This window comes from Nocardioides sp. TRM66260-LWL (assembly GCF_020075545.1).
GTDB lineage: Bacteria > Actinomycetota > Actinomycetes > Propionibacteriales > Nocardioidaceae > Nocardioides.
Genome location: NZ_JAIQZK010000002.1, coordinates 164,751 through 185,532, shown reverse-complemented (window position 1 = coordinate 185,532; position 20,782 = coordinate 164,751). Strand labels below are relative to the sequence as shown.

The window sequence follows — 20,782 nt, the reverse complement described above, 5'->3', positions numbered from 1 at the left end:
CCGCCGTCGCCGACGCCCACCACGCCGGCGTCCACGCGCGCGCCGGGCCGGGCACGGGCGTTGCGCCTCGGTGTCGCTCTCACGCTGGTGCTGGCCGCGGCGATCGTCGTGGGCCTGGCTCGCGGCGGCGACGGCGACGTCGTGATCCGGCCCGGGGAGGTCGCTGCGCCGGCGGCGACCGCGCGCACGGGAGCCGCCACCGAGCTGGTGTCGCGGCTCGGCGAGGCGCTCGCGCGCGGCGACGAGCGTGGTGCCGCCGCCCTCGCGCCCGCCGACGACCCGCGCGCCGCGGCCCGGCTGGCGGCCGTGGCGCGCAACGTGCGCGCGCTCCGACTCACCGACGTCAGCCTGCGCTTCGTCGACCAGAGCGGCTCGCTCGCCCCCGACGGGCGGTGGACGGCCACCGTCGAGGCCACGTGGCGCCTGGCCGGGCTCGATCCGCGCGCGGCGGACGCCGAGATCGGCGTCCGCCTGCTGCAGCGTGGCGGGACGCTCGCGGTCACCGGGTTCGGCGGCGCCGGACGCGCCCCGCTGTGGACCACCGGTCCGCTCACCGTGCTGCGCGGTCCCCGCACGCTGGTGCTCGCGCAGCGACCCGCCGACGCGCGCCGCCTCGACGCGCTCGCGCGCACGGCGGTGCGCCAGGTCGCCGGCCGCCTCGACCTCCCGTCGACCCGCCTGGTCGTCGAGGCGCCCGGCAGCGGCTCCGCGCTCGACGCCGCGCTGGCGGCCGAGCCCGGCACGTACCGTCAGATCGCCGCCGTCACGGCCCCCGTCGACGGCTCGCCGCCGGGCCGGGCGCCGATCCACGTGCTCGTGAACCCGGACGTGCTCAACCGGCTCGATCGCGCCGGCGCCCAGGTCGTGCTGACCCACGAGACCGTGCACGCCGCCACCCGCGCCCCCGCGAGCCGCGCGCCGTCGTGGCTGATCGAGGGCTTCGCCGACTGGGTGGCGCTGCAGGAGGTGCGGCTGCCGCTGCGCACGACGACGGCTCGGCTCGCCGCCCGGATCGCGCGCGAGGGCCTGCCGCGGCGACTGCCGACCTCCGCGGACTTCGCCGTCGACCGCACCGACCTGGAGGCCAGCTACGAGGCCGCCTGGCAGCTGTGCGTCACCATCGCCGACGCCGCCGGTCCGGACGCCCTGCGCGCCCTCTACGACCGCTCGGCCGACGGGTCGGCGTTCGCCGCCGACCTGCGCCGCACCACGGGTCTCACGGAGGCTCGGCTGCTGGCGCTGTGGCGCACCCGTCTGGGCGAGCTGCCGCGCGCGTCCACCGGCTCCGGCGCGCGCTCCGTGCCCGATCGACCGGCCGCCTGAGGCCCGCGTCCCACGTCGGATCCCTCGGCAGACCGCTCACCGGAGCCCGACGGCCCTCGGGGTCGACCCCGCCGCGCGGCGGCTTGGACGTCGGGCGCACCCTGGGGGAGTGACGTCGTCCGCCGCGGCCCGCCCCGACTCCCGTCCCGATGCGTCCGGGAGCCCCAGGCCGGAGGCCGAGGCGCCGTGGCGCACCACCGCGCTGGTCGTCGCCGTCGTCGGCGCGCTGGCGTTCGCCCTCGTGGCCTGGTGGCGGATCCCCTGGGACGCCGTGCCGGGCGGCCGGCTGACGCCGGTGCCCGCGACCTCGGCGTTCGACCCCGCGCAGATCGCCCGCGCCGAGGAGTACAGCCGCTGGGCGCGCGTGTGGGGCTGGGGCTCGCTCGCGCTCTCGCTCGTCGTCGCGCTCGTCCTGGGCCTCGGGCCGTGGGGCGGACGCGTGATGGCGCGGCTGGCGCGTCTCACCGGTCGCTGGTGGCTGCAGGTTCCCCTCGGCGTCGCGCTGCTGCTCCTGGTCGGCCGACTGGTCACCCTCCCGCTGGCCGCCGCCGCCCATGTGCACCAGACGCGCGCCGGCCTCACCCGCCAGGGCTGGGCGGGGTTCGCGCGCGACCTCGCGGTGGGGGAGGCGATCACGATCGTCACGACCGGGCTGGCGGTGCTCGCCGTCGTGGCGTGCGCCCGCCGCGCGCCGCGCCGGTGGCCCGCGGTGGCGGCGGGCCTGGCCGCGGCGCTCGTCCTGCTCGGCTCGTTCGTCTACCCGGTGCTGGTCGAGCCCCTGATGAACCGGTTCACGCCGTTGCCCGACGGGCCGCTGCGCAGCGAGATCCTCCGGCTCGCCCAGCGCGAGGGCGTGCCCCTGCAGGACGTGCTGGTCGCCGACGCGTCCCGGCGCACCACGACGCTCAACGCCTACGTGTCGGGCTACGGCAGCACCCGGCGCGTCGTCCTCTACGACACGCTCCTGCAGACCCTCGACCGACGCGAGACGCTCTCGGTGGTGGCCCACGAGCTGACCCACGCCCGGGAGGACGACGTGCTGACGGGCTCGGTGCTCGGCGCGCTCGGCGCCGCGACCGCGGTGGGCCTGCTCGGCCTCGCCCTCGGGCGGCGACGCCCGGAGGCGGCCACCGTGCCGCGCGTGCTGGCGCTGGCGGCGGTGGCGACGCTGCTGGCCGCGCCGGTGCAGAACACGCTGAGCCGGCAGATCGAGATCCGCGCCGACGTCGGGGCGCTGGAGGCCACCGGGGACCCGGCGGCGTTCGAGGCCATGCAGCGTCAGCTGGGCCTGCGCTCGCTGAACGACCCGACGCCGCCGGCGTGGTCGCAGCTGTGGTTCGGCTCGCACCCGACCGTGCTGACGAGATTGGCCCTCGCCGAGCGGATGGCGCGAGGCTGAGACCGGTCTCCCGGTGTCGTCCTCCGACATCGCGCTCGACGAGGGCCGTTCACTCCCTCCCCAGAGAGTGGTCTCGCGAGCCGCGGGTGCGGCGGTGCGGGCGGAGCCCGCGGGGGTCGGCGCCTAGCAGGTGCCGGTGGCCAGGGCGGTGGCGTTGGAGGTCATGCTCGAGCACGTCTCGGTGAACGCCTTCTTCACGACCGGGCCGAGGGCCACGACCGCGACCACGATGATCGCGGCGATGCCGGAGATCAGCAGCGCGTACTCGACCGCCGAGGCTCCGTCGTCGTCGCGACGGGCTGGGGCCAGAGCCTGGAGGATCCGGGTGAGCAGCTGCATGTCGTCCTTCTTCGTGGCGTCGCTGGTGCGGTGGGACTGCCGGGGCCGGCGGCGTGGGGCTCGGCCGAGCTCCGAGCCCGCCGCCGGCACGATCAGCAGCTGCCGGTGGCGACCGCGGCGTTGTTGCTGGTGATGGACGAGCAGGTGGCGGTGAAGGCCTTCTTCACGACCGGGCCGAGGGTCATGACGGCGACGACGATGATCGCGGCGATGCCGGCGATGAGCAGGCCGTACTCGACGGCGGAGGCGCCGCGGTCGTCGGCGGTGGGGCGACGGCCGGAGAAGAGGAGGCGCAGGTACTCGATCATGAGGTTCTCCCAGGAGGACTGAAGTGGATCGGCTCGGGCTGTGACCGCTCCGGTGAGGCCTTCGACCTCACGACATGAATCCTGCTGCGCGGAGGGGGGTGGCCGGATCGGGTGACCGCGTCGAGGCGCGTAGTCACTTCGAGCTACCCCGTCGCGACGGCCGCCCTGACCCGTTCGGGACCTTCGGCCGCAGACGCACGACGGCCCGCGTCCCCTCGGCTGGGGGCGCGGGCCGTGCGGGCTGAGCGGTGCTGGCTCAGCTGGGCTTGACGGTGGACAGCAGGCCGATGCGCATGGCCGTGACGAGCGCCTGGGCGCGGTTGGTGGCGCCGAGCTTCTGGTAGATCTTCGCGATGTGCGACTTGGCGGTCGACTCGCTGAGGTAGAGCCGCTGGCCGATCTGCGCCGCGCCCAGCCCGTCGGCCAGGAGCAGCAGGACCTCGTGCTCGCGGTCGGTGAGCCGGGTCGACTCGGCGGCCGAGCGGCGCATCATCGCCCCGACCAGGCCGGCGCAGACGAACGAGCGCGGCGAGACCCGCGCATGCCGCGCGGCCTTGACGACCTCCGAGGAGGGCGCGTCCTTGCCGACGAAGCCGGACGCGCCGGCCTCCATGGCGGCGAAGATCTGGTCGTCGCCGGAGTGCATCGTCAGCACCACCAGGCCGATCGTCTCGCTCCGCTTGCGCAGCGCCCGGACGATGTCGAGGCCGGTGCCGTCCTGCAGCTGCAGGTCGGTGACGACGACGTCGGGGCGCAGCTCGGCGCAGCGCGCCATGCACTCGGCGACGCTGCCGGCCACGCCGACGACCTCCATGTCGTCCTGGAGGTCGAAGACGCCGGCCAGGCCGGTGCGGATGAGCTCGTGGTCGTCGACCAGCATGACGCGGGTCGGGGCCGGCTCGGTGGGGTTCGCGGTGTCGTTCACAGCTGCGCCTTCTGCTCCTCCCCGACGGGGACGTCGGGGATCTGGTCGCCGAGCACGACGCGGACGGTGAGGCCACCGCCGGGCGTGTCGGTGAGGGTCAGTATGCCGCCGATGAGGTGCGTGCGCTCCTGCATGATGCCGAGGCCGTAGGAGTCGGAGCGGCCGGTGCCCATGCCGCGTCCGTTGTCGCTGACGGTGATCGACGCCGAGGGCGGCTGCACCTGGCAGTGCACGTGGATCTGCGTGCACCCCGAGTGCTTGACGGCGTTGTTCATCGCCTCCTGGGCGATGCGGAACAGCTCGGCCTCGACCTCGGGTCGCAGTCGCGTCGGCTGCTCGTCGAGGGTGACGGCGATCGGGATGCCGGAGACCTGCCCGAGGTTGCGGGCGATGGAGGTGATCGCGGTGCCCAGCGTCTCGCTCGCGCCGACGCTGGTGCGCAGCGTGATGACGGTGCGTCGCACCTCGGCGACGACCGCCGAGATCCGCTCGCGCAGCAGCTCCAGCTGCGCCTCCTGCTTGGGGCCCGGCGGGCTCGCCGCGACGATGTCGACCAAGTAGCCCAACGAGGCGATGTCCTGGGCGACGCCGTCGTGCATCTCCCGGGAGAGCCGCCGGCGCTCCTCGGCGGTGGCGGTGTCGCGGAAGCGGGCGAACAGCAGGGCGGTGTCGAGCTGCACGGCCAGCGGGTGGAGCGCCCGGGTGAGCCGCCGCTGCAGGTCGCGGGCGTCGACGCCGGCCGTGGGCGTCGCGGCGACCACGCCGACCCGTCCGGCGTCGGTGACCAGCACCAGCGCCAGCCGGCCCTCGGCGTCGAGCACGAGGGTCTCCTCGCCGTCCCAGGCGCTCTGCGCGAGCGTGAGGTGGTCGGAGAGGTCGGCGGGCCCGGCGGCGGCGCCGGGGTCGAGGCTCTTGGTGACGAGCGGGACGAGCTCGTCCTCGCGCGGCACGTACAGGGCCAGGCGCGCGGTGGGCAGCTCGTCGTCGACCCGCGCCATGATCGCCCCGCCGAGGATCGTGGGATCCAGCCCGGAGCTGAGGTCGCCGCTGAGGCCGATGAGCTGCCGGATCAGCGTCTGGGCGTAGTAGTACGGCGTCAGGGGGTCGTTGCTGCGCAGCAGCGCGCTGCGCACGAAGCAGGCCACGAGGCCCAGGCCGAGGCCGGTGACCGTCCAGGTGAAGGTCGCGACGCTCTGCTCGCGGGTGATGCCGTTGTAGCCGAGGTAGGCGAGCGCGACGATGGCGCTGACCTGCGCCGACAGGGCGACCCCCATGCCGCGGACGCCCCGGTGCAGGCCGCCGGTGAACGCGGGGACGGTCATCAGGCCGATCGCCGCGGTGCTCTGGTGCAGGCTCAGACCGCACGCCGCGCCGACCGCCAGCGGCTCGAGCACGCCGAGCACGGGCACGGTGCGCTCGGGCCAGCGCTCGGCGAGCTGGACGACGAGCCACAGCCCTCCGACCGCGCCGACGGTGTGCAGGGCGACGTCGTCGCGCGCATAGACGGCCGAGCCGAGGAGGACCACGAGCACGAAGGCGCGCGCGGCGGCGCTCAGGCGGAACACCTGACGCTGCAGCGTGGTCATGAGGTCACTTTCCGGGGTGGGAGCGGTGGTGCGGGGCGGAGCCGAGGTGCCGGTCCGTCCGTGAGCCCCGAGTGGCTCGCGTGATTATGGTCGCTGGACGCGGGGGAGCGGTACGCCCGCTCCCGACACGCCGTCAGCGGCTGAAGCTGTCCATGATGTTGATCGCCGCGGGGCCCATGACCGCCACGAAGAGGCACGGCAGGATGAAGAAGATCAGCGGGACGGTCATCTTCACCGGCACCTGCTGGGCCTTCTCCTCGGCCCGCTGTCGTCGCTTGACCCGCATCTCCTGCGACTGCACGCGCAGCACCTGCGCGATCGGGACGCCGAAGGAGTCGGCCTGGACCATCGAGCCGACGAACGACTGCAGGTCCTCGACGTGCGTGCGCTCGGCCAGGCCGCGGAGGGCCTCGGCGCGCCCCTGCCCCAGCTGCATCTCCTGCAGCACGCGGGCGAGCTCGTCGGCCAGCGGGCCCTCGGTGTTGCGCGCGACCTGCTGGACCGCGGCGTCGAACCCCAGGCCCGCCTCGACCGAGATGGTGAGCAGGTCGATCGCGTCGGGCAGCGCGCGCTGCACGGCCTCGCCGCGGTCGTGCGCGCGCTGGTAGAGGAAGGCGTCGAGGGCGAAGAACCCGGCGGCGGCCCCGAGCAGGCTCAGGCCGATCCGCACCGGCAGGGAGTGGGCCAGCAGGAGAGAGGCGAGCAGGCCCAGCACCAGGCCCAGGCCCGCCAGCAGCACCTTGCCGGAGACGACCCGGTCGACGCTCCAGCCGGCCGGGTTGCCGGCCAGCTCGAGCCGTCGGCGGATCCGCTCGGTGGTGTCGCCGCCAGACAGGCGCCGGCCGAGGGTCAGGGCCCGCTCGCGCAGGGGCTCGAGCACGCGCTCGGAGAACGGTCGCTCGGCCTCCTGGCGACGCAGGTCGGCCGGCGCCGCCGTCATCGCCTCGAGGACCTCCAGGGAGCGGGAGAGCCCACCCGCGGCGTCCTGGGGGCGCAGGGCCACGCCGAGCAGCACGAGGGCCGCGACGACGAGCATCAGGCCGAGGACCAGCATCAGCAGCACGGCACTACACCTCCACCTTCACCAGGCGGCTCATCCAGAACACGCCGAGGGACAGCCACAGCGTCCCGCCGCCGAGCAGCACCCAGCCGCGGGGGTCGTGGAACAGCGGGGCCACGTAGGACCCCTGGGTCAGCACGAGGTAGAGCAGGAACAGCCCGGGCAGGCAGCCGAGCACCCACGCCGAGAGCCGGCCCTCGGCCGAGAGCGAGGCGACCTGACGACGCATGTACTCGCGCTCGCGCATGGTCGCGGCGACCGTGTCGAGGAGCTCGGCGAGGTTGCCGCCGACCTGCCGCTGGATGCGGATCGCCATGACGACCCACTCGAAGTCCTTGCTCTCGAAGCGCTCGGCGACGCCGTCGAGCGCCTCCTCCACCGAGACGCCGAGCCGGGTCTCGACCATCACGCGGCGGAACTCCCCGGCGATCGGGTCGCTGCCCTCCTTGACGATGGTGTCGACGGCCTGCTGCAGGGAGAGACCGGCGGCCAGCGCCCCGGACATCAGCTGCAGCGTGTCGGGCAGGCTCGCCGCGAACCGGCGTCGGCGGCGGGCGCCGCGGACGCCGAGCACGATCCACGGGCCGACGGCGCCGAGCACGACCACCAGGAGGCCGAGCAGCAGGTTGCCGGCGCTGAGCAGCAGGCCGAGCAGCGCGGCGGCCACGAACACGCCGAGGTGCACCAGCAGCCACTCGGCCGGCTTCATCTCGCTGCCGGCGGCGTCGAGGCGGCGGGCGATGCGCGTCTCGAGGTCGCGGTTGCGGTGCAGCATCTGGGTGGCGGCGTCCTTGGCCTGGGCGATCGCCTGGTCGGGGTCGATCTTCGGCAGTCCGGCCTGACCGCCGCCGAGGCCGGAGACGGCGCTGGTGTAGCGCGAGACCCGGTCGGCGGCGCTGAGCGGCTGCGGGGCGCGCGGCACGAGCAGCACCAGCAGCCCGAGGAGTCCGACGCCGAGGACGCCGACGCCGGCGTACAGGGCCCACGACGGCAGCCCCGGGCCGACCACCCCGAGCGAGGGGACGGACGGCGCGGAGGCCGGCACGATCGCCGCGCGGCCGATGGTCGCGTAGGCGTCGGCGGTGAGCGTGCCCGTCGCGGTCGGGACGGTGACCGACACCGTCCCGCTGGTGGCGGAGAGGCCGGCCGGACGCGTCGCGCTGACGACGATCTGCCGGTCCAGGGCGTCCGCCTCGCCGGCGAAGGCCTGCTCGAGGTCGGCCCGGTCGGCCGCGATCACGGTGCCCCGCCCGGCCGCGGCGAGTCGGCTGAGCGCCGCGCTCGGGGTACCGGCGTCGAGCGCGATCGCGTCGACCTGGGTGCGGGTGCGGCGCAGCGTGGCGACGACGGAGGCGAGCGACGTGGTGGAGGTGTCGGCGCCGTCGCTGAGCACGAGCAGGCGCCGCTGGCCCTCGGTGCCGGCCACCCGGACGGCGCGCAGGACGCCGTCGTAGAGGCGGGTGCGCGGCGCGATGCGCAGCGAGTCCAGCACGGTGCGGGCGGCGGCGTGGTCGAGCGTGGGCGGCTGGGCGACGGTGATGTCGCCCGCGAAGGACACGATGCCGACCTCGACGTCGTCGGGGACGGTGTCGAGGAAGGTGGCGGCGGCCTGCTTGGCGGCCGCGAACCGCTCGCCGCGCATCGACGGGCTGGTGTCGACGACGAGCACGGTCGTGCGGCGCACGGCGTCGGTGGCCGAGGCCGGCTGCGCGCTCACCTGACCCGCCGGCTGGCCGGCGATCGTCGCGGTGACGCCGTCGAGGCGCACGTCGGCGCCGCGCGGCACCGAGACCAGCATCTCGACGCCGGCGTCGGTGACCTCCACGTGCGAGATGTCGGCGGTGCCGTCGGGAGCGGCGGCCGTCGCGGCGACCGGGGCGAGCCCGAGCAGGCCGGCCAGGGCGGCCGGGACGACGAGCGCCAGCGAGGCGAGGCGGCGGCTCATGCGATCCGGTCCGCCATGAAGAGCATCGGGTCGACGGTGACGTTGACCAGCGCGAGCTTCTCCAGGCTCTTCGGGCGCAGCCCGGTGGGTCGCAGCCGGCCGAGGCTGCGGCCGTCGCGGTCGAAGCCGAGCGAGCCGTCGAAGAGGAAGACGTCCTGCAGCGTGATGACGTCGCCCTCCATGCGCTCCACCTCGGTGATGTGGGTGATGCGGCGGGTGCCGTCCTTCAGCCGGGTCTGGTGGACGATCAGGTCGACGGCCGAGGCCACCTGCTCGCGGATCGCGCGGATCGGCAGGTCCATGCCCGCCATCAGCACCATCGTCTCCATGCGCGAGAGCGTGTCGCGCGGGCCGTTGGAGTGCAGGGTGCAGATGGAGCCGTCGTGGCCGGTGTTCATCGCCTGGAGCATGTCGAGCGCGGAGGCGTCGCGGACCTCGCCGACGATGATCCGGTCGGGCCGCATGCGCAGGCTGTTGCGCACGAGGTCGCGGATCGTGACCTCGCCGCGGCCCTCGATGTTCGCCGGCCGCGACTCCAGCCGCACCACGTGGTCCTGCTTGAGCTGCAGCTCGGCGGCGTCCTCGATCGTGACGATCCGCTCGTCGGAGGGGATGAAGGACGACAGCACGTTGAGCGTCGTGGTCTTGCCGGCGCCGGTGCTGCCCGAGACGATCACGTTGAGCCGCCCGCGCACGCAGGCGTCGAGGAACTCCGCGGTCTGCGGCGTCAGCGACCCGAAGGAGATCAGGTCGGCGACGGTGAGCGGGTCGGTGGCGAACTTGCGGATCGTCAGCGCCGAGCCGTCGACGGCCAGCGGCGGGACGACGGCGTTGACGCGGCTGCCGTCGGGCAGGCGGGCGTCGACCATCGGCGAGGACTCGTCGATGCGCCGGCCGATGCGCGAGACGATCTTGTCGATCGTGCGGCGCAGGTGCGCCTCGTCGACGAACTGCGCGTCCGCCGGCACGAGCCGGCCGTCGCGCTCGAGCCAGATGCTCGCGTGGCCGTTGACCATGACCTCGGAGACGTCGGGGTCGCGCAGGAACGGCTCGATCGGCCCGTAGCCGAGGATGTCGTCGCTGATCTCCTGGGTCACCCGCGCCCGATCGCTGCTGCTGAGCGGACGGTCCTGCGCGGCCAGCACCTCGGCGAGCACGGCGCGCACCTGCTGGTCGAGCTCGGCGGTGTCGAGGTCGGCGTCGTAGAGCCGCGGGCCGAGCTCGCGCATCAGCTCGGCGTGGACGTTGGCCTTGAGGTCGTCGATCCGGTCGCCCGCCGGGGCGGCGGCCGCGCGTCGGGCGCTGAGCGCCGCCTCGGACGTCGCCCGGCGCTTGCCGGCGACCGTCGGCTGGCCGGCGCCCTCGGCCCCGGCCGGGCTCGCCGGGCTCGCCGCGCTCGCGGAGGCGCCCGGCGCGCCGGGGGCGCCGGACTCCGCGCCGGTCGCGGCGTCGTCGGCAGCGGGGGAGTCGCCCGGCTCGTCGCCGCGGCGGGCGGCGGCCAGGCGGTCGGACAGGCTGCTCATCTCATCTCCTGATCCGGAAGCGGGAGCGCACCCGCTCGTCGTCGGTGTCGGCGGTGCGCGGCACGCCCGGCCGGGCCGGGTGCGCGCCCGACGGGGTGCTGGCGTGCGTGCTGGCGGCGAGGTGCAGCGAGACGTCCGGCGGCTCGACGACGTCGCCGATGAGATCGGCGGCGAGCTGGCGCAGCGCCTCGGACGCCTGGTGCTCGGGCCGGTCGACGACGATCGGCGTGCCGGTGTTGGTGGACGCGGCGATCTCGACGGCGCTGGAGACCCGGGCCGCGACCCGCATGCCGAGGATCGACTCCACCTTCTCGGCCGAGAGCCCCACCGCGTCGTCGGCGCGGTTGAGCAGCAGGTGCCGGTGGTCGGCGGCGATGCCGAGCAGGTCGAGGGTCTCCAGGGCCACCTTGACGTTCTTCAGGGTCGGCACGTCGAGGGTGGCGACGATGACGCACTCGTCGGTCTCGTCGAGCGCGGCGAGCACCTGCTCGTCGAAGGCCGGGGCGGTGTCGACCACGATGTGGTCGAAGCCCTCCCGCAGCGTGCGCAGCACGCTCGTGACCAGGTGCGGGCTCACCCGCTCGCGGACGTCGGGGTGCGCCGGGGCGGCGAGCACCATCAGGGAGTCGGCCTGCCGGGTCAGCAGCGCGTCGAGCTGCTCGAGGTCGAGGGAGTCCTCGGCGCCGATGGCGTGCTCGATCGAGTGCGACGGGAAGAGCTGCATGGTGATCGCGACGTCGCCGAAGGCGAGGTCGAGGTCGACCAGGCAGACGCGGCGGGCGCCGCCCTCGTTGAGCGCCAGCGCCAGGTTGACCGCCACGGTGGTCTTGCCGACCCCGCCCTTGGGCGAGAACACGGTGACCACCGAGCCGCGGCGCACCGCGCCGGCGGGGCCGCGCAGGGCCACGAACAGCTGGTAGGCCCGGCCCACGGCGGCGACGAGCGCGTCGGCGTCGGCGTCCTCGACGACGTCGCGGGCACCCGCCTTCATGGCCGCGCGCAGCACGGCCGCGTCGAGGCCCTCGCGGACCAGGACGACGCTGACGGTGGGCCGCGAGATGCGCAGCTCCTCGCAGACCGCGAGCGCCTCGTCGAGCTCCAGGTGCGGCCCGAGGACGACGATGTACTCCTCCGGGTGGTGGGCCAGCCAGCCGCGCATCCGCTCGGCGCTCTCCACCCCCTGGCTGCCCGTGGGCAGGCTGTGCAGCAGCGTCGCGACGCTGCCGCTCTCGGGATCGACGACGATCGGCATGGGTCAGCGCTTCGCGAACAGGTTCGTGGAGTCGACGCTCGAGGTGTCGCTGAGCTTGGCCTGCTTGGTCAGCAGGGCGAAGGTGAGCTGGCCCGAGCCCTGCGCGAAAAGGATGCGCTGGGCCTCGTCCTGGCTCAGCGCGAGGGTGAGCAGGGTGCGGGCGACCGTCTCGGCCGGAGCGTTGGCGGTCGGCTGCTTGCCGGCGATCGGGGCCGGGGTGCTCGAGCCGACGGCCAGCACGGTGGCACGGGTGAGCAGGGTGCGGGTGAACGGCTGGCCCGTCGCGGGGTTCTTGCCGCTGTAGATGACCGCGACCTCGGAGCCGGGGTTGATGAAGCCGGCGACCCGGGCGGGGTCGCTGAGGTTGACCGCGATCGCGACCTTGCCCGCGGGGATCGGCAGCGCGCTGGCGACGCCGGCGTCCTTGCCGAGCTTCTCGGGGATCATCTGCTCGCCCGGGTACATGGTGGTGAGCACCTGCAGGTCGGAGATGCCCTCGGTGGTGGTCGCCGCGCCGGGCAGGATCTGGTCGGAGGCGACCGGCTCGAGCGCCAGCTTGCCGCCCGCCGCGGCGGCCGCGACCGTCTCGCCCTGCTCGATCTGGGCGGTCGCGACCAGCACCTGGGCGGTCGCGAACCTGTCCTGCGCCCGCTGGTCGGCGCCCTTCACGTAGAGGAACACCAGGACGGTCCCGAGGGCCGCCACCACGGCGGCGGCCACCAACAGAACTCTGCGTCGATCCATCGACGTCGACCCTTTCCGGTCCGCCGACGCGTCGGGCCCCTCAGCCCGTCGCGCCGGTGCTTGCATCGCGGGGCCGGCAGCCCCCTCCCGGGAGTGATGCTAGGAATCGGCGACTCCCTCGGGACCCCCTTCGGCCGAAGTCGGGCCGTTCTGAGGCGAACTGAGGTCGTCCCGTCACCGGGCTGTGGACGAGTGGAGGATCTGTGGCCCCGGTCACGCCGTCGGCGGGTGTCCGGGTGGCTCCGGACGGGCCGGGTTCGCGTCCGGGCTCAGCGGTAGAGCGCGGCGATCTGGTCGCGCTGCTCGCGCATCACGACGCTGCGCCGCAGCTTGAGCGACGGCGTGAGCTGGCCGTCCTCCTCGGTCCACACGTCGGGGAGGATCGCGAACCGGCGGATCGACTCCGCCCGCGAGACCGCGCGGTTGGCCTCATCGACCGCGCCCTCGATCGCGGACTGCAGGTCGGGGTCGTCGAGGAGCTGCTCGACGTCGCCGGTCTTGCCGTGCGCCTGGGCCCACAGCGGGAAGGACTCGCGGTCGAGGGTGATCAGGGCGCCGATGTAGGGCTGGCCGTCGCCGACGACGAGGCACTGGTCGACGAGCGGGTGGGCGCGCAGGCGGTCCTCGAGCACGGCCGGGGCGACGTTCTTGCCGCCGGCGGTCACGAGGATCTCCTTCTTCCGGCCGGTGATGCGCACGAAGCCCTCGTCGTCGATCTCGCCGACGTCGCCGGTGTGGAACCAGCCGTCGGGCTCGAGCGCCTCGGCGGTGGCCTCCTCGGCGCCCCAGTAGCCGACGAAGACCTGGCCGCCGCGCAGGAGCAGCTCGCCGTCGTCGGCGACCCGCACGGCCGTGCCGCCGAGCGGACGTCCGACGGTGCCGATCTTGAGGGCGTCGGGCAGGTTGACGGTGGCCGCGCCGGTGGTCTCGGTGAGCCCGTAGCCCTCGAGCACGGTGACGCCGATGCCGCGGTAGAAGTGGCCCAGCCGCTCGCCGAGCGGCGCCCCGCCGGAGACCGCGTAGGCGCAGCGGCCGCCGAGCGCGGCCAGCAGCCGGCCGTAGACCAGGCGCGAGTAGAGCGCGTGCTGGGCCCGCAGGCGCAGCGGCACGCGCCCGGCGTCGGTCGCGCGGGACCAGGCGATCGCCGTCTCGGCGGCACGGTCGAAGACGGCGCCGCGTCCGTCGGCGGTGGCGCGCTGCGAGGCGGTGTTGAACACCTTCTCGAAGACCCGCGGCACGGCCAGGATGAAGGTCGGCTCGAAGGCGCCGAGGTCGTCGAGGAGCGAGCGGATGTCGGCGCTGTGGCCCAGCCGCACCCGCGAGCGGATGCACCCGATCTGGATGATCCGGGCGAACACGTGCGCCAGCGGCAGGAACAGCAGGGTCGAGGCGGCCTCGGTGTCGAAGAGCCGCTCGAGCTCCTCGACCGCGACGCCCAGCTCGGTCATGAAGTTGCCGTGGGTGAGCATGCAGCCCTTGGGCCGCCCGGTGGTGCCGGAGGTGTAGATCAGCGTGGCCAGGTCGAGCGGCGTCGCGCGGGTCCGCCGGGCCTCGAGCTCGCCGTCGGAGACCTCCTCGCCCGCGGCCCGCAGGGTCGCGACCGCGTCGTCGTCGAGGCACCACACGTGGGCGAGGTCGGGCAGCCGGTCGCGCACGGCCTCGACGCGAGCGGCGTGCGCACCGGTCTCGACCAGCGCGGCCCGGGCGCCGGAGTCGCCGAGGATCCAGGCGACCTGCTCCTCCGACGAGGTCTCGTAGACCGGTACGGTGACCGCGCCGGCGAACCAGATGGCGTAGTCGAGCAGGGTCCACTCGTAGCGCGTGCGGGAGAGCAGGGCGACGCGATCGCCCGGCTGCACGCCGGAGGCGATCAGCCCCTTCGCGACCGCCGCGACCTCGTCGCGGAAGTCCGCCGCGGTGACGTCGAGCCATCCCTCGGCGCCCGGGCGGCTGAGCACGACCGCGTCCGGCGCCTCCGCCGCGTTGCGCACCACGTCGTCGGTGAGGTTGCCGCTCGTCGGGATCTCGACGGCGAGGGGGGTGGCGAACTCGCGCACGCCTGCTCCTCTGGTTCGGTGGGGGGACGGCCCGGGGGCTCGGGAGCCCGCGGCGACCGCGTCGCGCCGGGCCCCGCGCACGCTACCGCCCGGCGGCCGGCCGATCGCGATCCGGTACGCTCGCGACGCCCTGCGCCGCCAGGCCCGGGGCCCGCCCGCCCGCTGCGCCGCAGCGCCGCATCCCGCGCCGGTCGGCGCAGCCGAGGAGGACCCGTGGCCGAGCAGACCACCTCGTCGATCGTGGTGCAGGCCCCGCCCGCGGCGGTCATGGCCGTCATCGCCGACTTCGACGCCTACCCGTCGTGGGCCAAGGGCGTCACCGTCGCCGACGTGCGCACGCCGGGCGCCGACGGCCGCGCCCGCGAGGTGTTCTTCGCCCTCGACGTCGCGCCGATCAAGGACGAGTACACCCTCGCCTACACCTGGCAGGGCGACCAGCAGGTCACGTGGACGCTGGTGGAGGGCACGATGCTGCGCGCGCTCGACGGCGCCTACCTGCTGCGCGACCTCGGCGACGGCTCCACCGAGGTCACCTACCGCCTCGCCCTCGACGTGCGCATCCCGCTGATCGGCATGCTCAAGCGCAAGGGCGAGAAGATCCTCATCGACACCGCGCTCAAGGGGCTCAAGAAGCGCGTCGAGTCGATCGGCTGAGGGCGGACGGCCCGCTTGCGCATCCTCCTCCTCACCGGCAAGGGCGGCGTCGGCAAGTCGACCGTCGCCTCGGGGCTCGCGGCGTCGAGCGCCGCCCGGGGCGCCCGCACGCTCGTGCTGTCCACCGACGCCGCGCACTCGCTCGCCGACGCGTTCGGCGTCCCGGTCGGCCCCGAGCCGACGCCGGTCGCGCCGCGGCTGTTCGTCCAGCAGGTCGACGCCCAGCTGCGGTTCCAGCAGTCGTGGGCCGAGATCCAGCGCTACCTGCTCTCGGTGCTCGACCTGGCCGGCGTCGACCCCGTCGCCGCGGAGGAGCTCACCGTGCTACCGGGGGCGGAGGAGGTGCTCGCCCTCCTGGAGCTGCGCCTGCAGGTGCTGTCGGGCGCCTGGGACCGCGTGATCGTCGACTGCGCCCCGACCGCCGAGACGCTCCGGCTGCTCGCCCTCCCGGAGGCGCTGGGGTGGTACGTCCAGCGGGTGTCCTCGGCCCGTGGGCGCCTGCTGCGCTCGGTCGGCCCGATGCTGAGCCGCACGGTCGGCGTGCCGATGCCCGGCGAGGGGGTCGTCGAGGCCATCGAGCGGCTCCACGGCGAGCTCGCGGAGGTGCAGGCGCTGCTGTCGGGCCCGGACGCGTCCGTGCGGCTGGTCCTCACCCCCGAGCAGGTCGTGCTGGCCGAGGCGCGGCGCAGCTGGACCAGCCTCTCCCTCTTCGGCTACCGCGTCGACGGCGTGGTGGCGAACCGGGTCTTCCCGCACGCGGGGGGCGACGACTGGCGGGCCGGCTGGGTGCGCGCGCAGGACGCCGTGCTCGCCGAGATCGAGCAGTCCTTCGCCGGCCTGCCGGTGTGGCGCTCGGTCTACCGCGAGCGCGAGCCGGTCGGCGTCGAGGCGCTGCGGGCGCTGGCCGACGACGTGCACGCCACGCGTCCGGACGTCGACCCGTTCGCCGCGCCCCGCGGCGAGGGTCCCTTCCGGGTCGACCGCACGTCCACCGGCGCCGTGCTGCGGCTGGCCCTGCCGCTGGCCCAGCGGGCCGACGTCGACCTCGTCCGGCACGGTGACGAGCTGGTCGTGACCGTCGGGTCCTACCGGCGGGTGCTGGCGCTGCCGGGCGGCCTGACTCGGCTGCGGGTCGCCGGCGCCCGGGTCGACGACGGGCGGCTGCTCGTCCGGTTCGTCGACGACGCCGCCGCCTCCAGCACGTCTGCGCCCGGCGAGCCGGCGGACGCCGCCGCGCACCTCGCGCGGCAGGAGGCGCTGCGATGAGCGGGCCGTTCCCGGAGGACCCCGCGGCGCCCGGCGGGCCCGAGGGTGGCGAGCGTCCCGACGGCGCGGACGACCTGGGCTCCGTCGCCGAGGAGGCGGCCAAGCTGCTCGGCGCCCTGGCCGGCTGGGCGGGCGACCAGGCCCGCAGCGGCGAGGCGTGGGCCGGTCTGGCCGGCTCGGTCGCGGGCTCGGCGGCCGGCTCGGCCGCCGATCTCGCCCGCCAGCTCGACGACGGCCTGCGCGAGCACCTGGCCACCGGCGCCCCCGAGTGCACGTGGTGCCCGATCTGCCGCACCGTGCACCGCGTGCGCGAGCTGAGCCCGGAGGTGCGCCAGCACCTGGCGACGGCGACGACGTCGCTGCTGGCGGCGGTGCAGGGCATCCTGGCCACCGCCGTGCCCCCCGAGGGGGCGACCGGCGACGGCCGCGGCCGCGCCGCGCGCAGCTCGCCCGCCGGGGTCGAGCGCATCGACCTGGACGACGAGCCCTGGCCCGAGGAGGAGCCGTGAGCCTGACCTGTGGTGTCGACATCGGCGGCACGAAGATCCTCGGCGGCGTCGTCGACGAGACCGGCGAGATCGTCGAGGAGCTCCGCGTCGAGTCGCCCGCCACCGACGTCGAGGCGATCGAGGCGGCCGTCATCGACCTCGTCCGCCGGCTCGGCGAGCGGCACGCGATCGAGGCGGTGGGCGTCGGCGCGGCCGGCTACGTCGACAAGTCCCGCTCCACCGTGCTCTTCGCTCCCAACATCGCGTGGCGCGACGTCGACCTCAAGGCCGAGCTCGAGGAGCACCTCGACCTCGCGGTCGTCATCGAGAACGACGCCAACGCCGCCGCGTGGGGCGAGTTCCGCTTCGGCGCCGGTCACGACGTGGACGACCTGCTGCTGGTCACCGTCGGCACCGGCGTCGGCGGCGGCGTGGTGCTCGACGGCGAGCTGTTCCGCGGCGCCTTCGGCGTGGGGGCCGAGATCGGCCACCTGCGCGTGGTGCCCAACGGCCTGCTCTGCGGCTGCGGCAACCTCGGCTGCCTGGAGCAGTACGGCAGCGGCTCGGCCCTGGTCCGCGAGGCGCGCCGTGCCGCGGCCGGCGGCTCGCTGCTGGCCCGCCACGTGCTCGACCGGGCCGGCGGCGACGTGCACGCCATCACCGGCCCGATGATCACCGAGGCCGCGCGCGCCGGCGACCCGTTCAGCATCGAGCAGCTGGCCGATCTCGGCCGGTGGCTGGGCGAGGGCCTCGCCTCGCTCGCCGCCGTGCTCGACCCCGCGGTCATCGTCCTCGGCGGGGGCGTGAGCGAGGCGGGCGAGCTGCTGCTCGGCCCCGTCCGCTCGACCTTCGGGGCGAACCTCACCGGTCGTGGCCACCGTCCGCTCGCCGAGGTGCGCCGGGCGCGGCTGGGCAACCGGGCGGGCCTGATCGGCGCCGCCGACCTGGCCCGCCGATGACGCCTCCGCGCCGCGCCGAGGGCCTCGTCGTCGGCGTCGACGTCGGCGGCACCAAGGTGCTCGCCGCGGAGGTCGACGACCGGGCCCGGGTGCTGGCCACCGCCACCCGCTCCACGCCCGGACGCCGGGTCGAGCTGGGGCTGCTGGAGGGCGCGCTCACCGAGGCGGTGGAGGAGGTCGCGGACGGTCGCCCGGTCGCCGCCGTCGGCCTGGCCGCCGCCGGGTTCGTCGATCGCGCGGGGGAGCGGGTCATGTTCGCCCCCCACCTGCCGTGGCGCGGGGAGGCCGTGCGGGCCCGGCTCGCCGAGCGCTGGGGCACGACCGTCGTGCTCGACAACGACGCCAACTGCGCCGCCCGGGCCGAGGTGGCTCACGGCGAGGCGGCCGGGGTGCCCGAGGCCGTGGTCGTCACCCTCGGCACCGGCATCGGCGGCGCCGTCGTCCTCGGCGGGCGCGTGCACCGCGGTCGCAACGGCATGGCCGGGGAGTTCGGCCACATGCAGGTCGTCCCCGACGGCCTGCCGTGCGAGTGCGGCAGCCGCGGCTGCTGGGAGCAGTACTCCAGCGGCAACGCGCTGGCCCGGTTCGCGCGCGAGCGCATCGGCCGCGAGCGCACGTCGCTCGCCGCGCTGTGCGGCGGCGTGCCCGAGCGGCTCGTCGGTCCGATGGTCACCGAGGCGGCCGAACAGGGCGACGCCGTCGCGCTCCAGGCCTTCGCCTCGGTCGGCGACTGGCTCGGCGTGGGCATCGCCAACCTCGTCGCGGCGCTCGACCCCGACGTCGTCGTCGTCGGCGGCGGCGTGTCCTCGGCGGGCGACCTGCTGCTGGAGCCGGCCCGGGCCGCGCTCACGCGCTCGCTGGTCGGCGCCTCGCACCGACGCGTCCCGCCCGTCCGCCTCGCGCGCTTCGGCCCGGAGGCCGGGGTCGTCGGCGCGGCCGTGATGGCCCGCGAGGGCCGCTAGCCGTTCTGCCTGGGGAGGTCGCGGTCAGTCCAGCGGACGCCGGCCGCGCAGCGTCGAGACCGTGCCGGGGCCGGTGCGGGGCTGATCGGGGTCCTCGCCGTCGGCGTCGGAGGGGTCGTCGGGCAGGGAGCCCAGGAACGACAGCGCGGCCTCGTGCAGGTGACCGTTGCTGGCCAGCGCGTTGCCGCCCCACGGCCCGTCCGTGCCGTCGAGGGCGGTGAACCGACCGCCGGCCTCGCGGACGATGACGTCGAGCGCGGCCATGTCGTAGACCTCGAGCTCGGGCTCGGCGACGAGGTCGACCGCGCCCTCGGCGAGCAGCATGTAGGACCAGAAGTCGCCGTAGGCGCGGGTGCGCCAGCAGCGCCGCATGAGCCCGATCATGTCCTCGAGCCGGTCGCGCTCGTCCCAGCCCGAGAGCGAGGAGTACGACAGCGAGGCGTCCTCGAGGCGGCGCACGTCGGAGACCTGGCAGCGCGTCGCCTTGAGCAGCGAGCGGCCCGTCCACGCGCCGTCGCCGGCCGACGCCCACCAGCGGCGCTGCAGCTGCGGGGCCGACACGACGCCCACGACCACCTCGTCGTCCTCGACCAGCGCGATGAGCGTGGCCCACACGGGCACGCCGCGGACGAAGTTCTTCGTGCCGTCGATCGGGTCGACGATCCAGCGGCGCGAGCCCTGGCCGGTGCTGCCCTGCTCCTCGCCGGTGATCGCGTCGCGCGAGCGCACCCGCGAGAGCGTGCGACGGATCGACTCCTCGACCGCCTCGTCGGCGTCGGTGACCGGCGTGAGGTCGGGCTTGGAGAGCACGTGCAGGTCGAGCGCCTTGAACCGGTCGGTGGTCAGCGAGTCGGCGTCGTCGGCGAGCACGTGGGCCAGGCGCAGGTCGTCGGTGTGGTCGGAGGGCACGGGGCCACCCTAGTGAAGGGGCCGGCGGGGAGCGCCGCTCGCAGCGTGCGTGGTCAGTGCTCCGGGACGCTGCGCGCGGCCAGCAGGCGTCGGAAGGACTGCACGCGGTCGGGATCGGCACGCCCCTCGAGCAGCGCGTCGTCGAGCGCGCACTCGGGCTCCTCGGCGCCGTGGGTGCAGCCGCGGGGGCAGTCCTCGGTCATCTCGTCGAGGTCGGGGAAGGCCTCGATCAGCTGCTCGGGTCGCACGTGGGCCAGGCCGAAGGAGCGGATGCCGGGGGTGTCGATGATCGCGCCGCCGGCGGCGCCCGGCAGCGGCAGCAGGTAGGCCGACGTCGAGGTGTGCCGACCCCGACCGGTGACCGCGTTGACGTGGCCGACCTCCCGGTCGGCGTCGGGCACCAGGGCGTTGACTAGCGTCGACTTGCCGACGCCGCTGTGGCCGAGCAGCACCGAGGTGCGGCCGGCCAGCCGCTCGCGCAGGGGGCCGAGGTCGCCGCCCCGCTGCGTGACCACCCACGGCACGCCCAGCGAGCGGTAGGTCGAGAGCAGGATCTCCGGATCGGCGAGGTCGGCCTTGGTCAGGCACAGCACCGGCGTCATGCCGCTGGTGAACGCGGCCACGAGCGCGCGGTCGATCAGCCCCTGACGCGGCTCGGGGTCGGCCAGCGCCGTGACGATCACCAGCTGCTCGGCGTTGGCGACGATCACCCGCTCCACCGGGTCGTCGTCGTCGGCGGTGCGCCGCAGGATCGTGCTGCGCTCGCGCACCTCCACGATCCGCGCCAGGGCGCCGTCCTCGCCCGACACGTCGCCGACGACGCGCACCCGATCGCCCACGACGACGCCCTTGCGACCCAGCGGCCGGGCCTTCATCGCCAGCACCCGCGGCGCCTCGGGGTCGCGGGGTCCGGCGCCGTCGAGCTCGAGGGTGAACCGGCCGCGGTCGACGGTCACCACCACGGCGTCGACCGCGTCGTCGTAGGTCGGACGGTCCTTGGTGCGCGGCCGGGTGCGGCGGCGGGGACGCTCGTAGTGCTCGTGGTCGTGCTCGGAGTACCGGCCCGCGTTCCTGCCCGCCATC

Annotated in this window: 19 protein-coding genes; 7 read left to right on the top strand and 12 right to left on the bottom strand. The window is 75.2% G+C overall.

All coding sequences use genetic code 11. The features are described from left to right. The first annotated feature begins 60 nt into the window (after positions 1-60). Together K8Z61_RS07385 and K8Z61_RS07380 are read left to right on the top strand one after the other, a co-directional pair. Positions 61-1,323, top strand: a complete 1,263-nt coding sequence (locus K8Z61_RS07385; RefSeq protein WP_224128026.1) for a basic secretory family protein — start codon at positions 61-63, stop codon at positions 1,321-1,323. 109 nt (positions 1,324-1,432) lie between these two features. Further along, entirely contained in the window at positions 1,433-2,722 is a 1,290-nt protein-coding gene (locus tag K8Z61_RS07380) for a M48 family metallopeptidase (RefSeq protein WP_224128024.1), read from the top strand. Positions 2,723-2,845: 123 nt separating this feature from the next. Here K8Z61_RS07380 and K8Z61_RS07375 read toward each other — a convergent pair whose 3' ends face one another. From K8Z61_RS07375 to K8Z61_RS07330, 10 genes are all read right to left on the bottom strand, one after another. After that, a complete protein-coding gene (locus K8Z61_RS07375) occupies positions 2,846-3,061 on the bottom strand; it encodes a Flp family type IVb pilin (protein WP_224128022.1) in 216 nt (71 codons plus the stop codon). A 92-nt stretch (positions 3,062-3,153) separates the two neighbouring features. After that, positions 3,154-3,369, bottom strand: a complete 216-nt coding sequence (locus tag K8Z61_RS07370; protein WP_224128020.1) for a Flp family type IVb pilin — start codon at positions 3,367-3,369, stop codon at positions 3,154-3,156. 256 nt (positions 3,370-3,625) lie between these two features. After that, entirely contained in the window at positions 3,626-4,294 is a 669-nt protein-coding gene (locus K8Z61_RS07365; RefSeq protein WP_224128018.1) for a response regulator transcription factor, read from the bottom strand. Further along, positions 4,291-5,880 carry a sensor histidine kinase gene (locus K8Z61_RS07360; protein WP_224128016.1) on the bottom strand — a complete coding sequence of 530 codons (1,590 nt, stop codon included), beginning with the start codon at positions 5,878-5,880 and terminating at the stop codon, positions 4,291-4,293. Before K8Z61_RS07360 ends, K8Z61_RS07365 begins: the two co-directional genes overlap by 4 nt. A 133-nt stretch (positions 5,881-6,013) precedes the next feature. After that, positions 6,014-6,934, bottom strand: a complete 921-nt coding sequence (locus tag K8Z61_RS07355) for a type II secretion system F family protein (protein WP_224128756.1) — start codon at positions 6,932-6,934, stop codon at positions 6,014-6,016. A 13-nt stretch (positions 6,935-6,947) separates the two neighbouring features. Then, a complete protein-coding gene (locus K8Z61_RS07350; RefSeq protein ID WP_224128014.1) occupies positions 6,948-8,885 on the bottom strand; it encodes a type II secretion system F family protein in 1,938 nt (645 codons plus the stop codon). Continuing rightward, positions 8,882-10,408: a CpaF family protein gene (locus K8Z61_RS07345; RefSeq protein WP_224128012.1), complete on the bottom strand. Its 1,527-nt coding sequence runs from the start codon at positions 10,406-10,408 to the stop codon at positions 8,882-8,884. Before K8Z61_RS07345 ends, K8Z61_RS07350 begins: the two co-directional genes overlap by 4 nt. Position 10,409: 1 nt before the next feature. After that, on the bottom strand, positions 10,410-11,660 hold the full coding sequence (locus K8Z61_RS07340) for a P-loop NTPase (protein ID WP_224128010.1): 1,251 nt from the start codon (positions 11,658-11,660) through the stop codon (positions 10,410-10,412). 3 nt (positions 11,661-11,663) lie between these two features. Beyond that, positions 11,664-12,380, bottom strand: a complete 717-nt coding sequence (cpaB, locus tag K8Z61_RS07335; protein ID WP_308116754.1) for a Flp pilus assembly protein CpaB — start codon at positions 12,378-12,380, stop codon at positions 11,664-11,666. Positions 12,381-12,673: 293 nt separating this feature from the next. Beyond that, a complete protein-coding gene (locus K8Z61_RS07330; protein WP_224128007.1) occupies positions 12,674-14,461 on the bottom strand; it encodes a long-chain fatty acid--CoA ligase in 1,788 nt (595 codons plus the stop codon). A 213-nt stretch (positions 14,462-14,674) separates the two neighbouring features. Here K8Z61_RS07330 and K8Z61_RS07325 point away from each other — a divergent pair, with 213 nt between their 5' ends. Genes K8Z61_RS07325 through K8Z61_RS07305 form a run of 5 tightly spaced genes read left to right on the top strand, consistent with a single transcriptional unit; the run spans position 14,675 to position 18,790 of the window. Beyond that, entirely contained in the window at positions 14,675-15,115 is a 441-nt protein-coding gene (locus tag K8Z61_RS07325) for an SRPBCC family protein (RefSeq protein ID WP_224128005.1), read from the top strand. A 15-nt stretch (positions 15,116-15,130) separates the two neighbouring features. Beyond that, positions 15,131-16,381: an ArsA family ATPase gene (locus K8Z61_RS07320; protein WP_224128003.1), complete on the top strand. Its 1,251-nt coding sequence runs from the start codon at positions 15,131-15,133 to the stop codon at positions 16,379-16,381. Beyond that, the gene (locus K8Z61_RS07315; RefSeq protein ID WP_224128001.1) at positions 16,378-16,890 is read left to right on the top strand and encodes a hypothetical protein; all 513 of its coding nucleotides are present in this window, start codon (positions 16,378-16,380) and stop codon (positions 16,888-16,890) included. The genes K8Z61_RS07320 and K8Z61_RS07315 overlap by 4 nt, the downstream gene beginning before the upstream one ends. After that, positions 16,887-17,828: an ROK family glucokinase gene (locus K8Z61_RS07310; protein ID WP_224127999.1), complete on the top strand. Its 942-nt coding sequence runs from the start codon at positions 16,887-16,889 to the stop codon at positions 17,826-17,828. The genes K8Z61_RS07315 and K8Z61_RS07310 overlap by 4 nt, the downstream gene beginning before the upstream one ends. Then, positions 17,825-18,790, top strand: a complete 966-nt coding sequence (locus K8Z61_RS07305) for an ROK family protein (protein ID WP_224127997.1) — start codon at positions 17,825-17,827, stop codon at positions 18,788-18,790. The genes K8Z61_RS07310 and K8Z61_RS07305 overlap by 4 nt, the downstream gene beginning before the upstream one ends. Positions 18,791-18,814: 24 nt before the next feature. Here the strand turns inward: K8Z61_RS07305 and K8Z61_RS07300 are convergent, their stop codons facing one another. Both K8Z61_RS07300 and rsgA read right to left on the bottom strand, forming a co-directional pair. Next, positions 18,815-19,699, bottom strand: coding sequence for an inositol monophosphatase family protein (locus K8Z61_RS07300; RefSeq protein WP_224127995.1), 885 nt, complete (start codon positions 19,697-19,699; stop codon positions 18,815-18,817). Positions 19,700-19,752: 53 nt separating this feature from the next. After that, positions 19,753-20,781, bottom strand: a complete 1,029-nt coding sequence (rsgA, locus tag K8Z61_RS07295) for a ribosome small subunit-dependent GTPase A (RefSeq protein WP_224127993.1) — start codon at positions 20,779-20,781, stop codon at positions 19,753-19,755. Position 20,782: the final 1 nt, after the last annotated feature.

Excerpts from the sequence above, each read along its gene's own strand:
- K8Z61_RS07355 (WP_224128756.1), bottom strand. The coding sequence starts at position 6,934 with ATGCTGGTCCTCGGCCTGATGCTCGTCGTCGCGGCCCTCGTGCTGCTC.
- K8Z61_RS07360 (WP_224128016.1), bottom strand. The coding sequence starts at position 5,880 with ATGACCACGCTGCAGCGTCAGGTGTTCCGCCTGAGCGCCGCCGCGCGC.
- K8Z61_RS07305 (WP_224127997.1), top strand. The coding sequence starts at position 17,825 with ATGACGCCTCCGCGCCGCGCCGAGGGCCTCGTCGTCGGCGTCGACGTC.
- K8Z61_RS07375 (WP_224128022.1), bottom strand. The coding sequence starts at position 3,061 with ATGCAGCTGCTCACCCGGATCCTCCAGGCTCTGGCCCCAGCCCGTCGC.
- rsgA (WP_224127993.1), bottom strand. The coding sequence starts at position 20,781 with ATGGCGGGCAGGAACGCGGGCCGGTACTCCGAGCACGACCACGAGCAC.
- K8Z61_RS07345 (WP_224128012.1), bottom strand. The coding sequence starts at position 10,408 with ATGAGCAGCCTGTCCGACCGCCTGGCCGCCGCCCGCCGCGGCGACGAG.
- K8Z61_RS07340 (WP_224128010.1), bottom strand. The coding sequence starts at position 11,660 with ATGCCGATCGTCGTCGATCCCGAGAGCGGCAGCGTCGCGACGCTGCTG.
- K8Z61_RS07315 (WP_224128001.1), top strand. The coding sequence starts at position 16,378 with ATGAGCGGGCCGTTCCCGGAGGACCCCGCGGCGCCCGGCGGGCCCGAG.
- K8Z61_RS07350 (WP_224128014.1), bottom strand. The coding sequence starts at position 8,885 with ATGAGCCGCCGCCTCGCCTCGCTGGCGCTCGTCGTCCCGGCCGCCCTG.
- K8Z61_RS07370 (WP_224128020.1), bottom strand. The coding sequence starts at position 3,369 with ATGATCGAGTACCTGCGCCTCCTCTTCTCCGGCCGTCGCCCCACCGCC.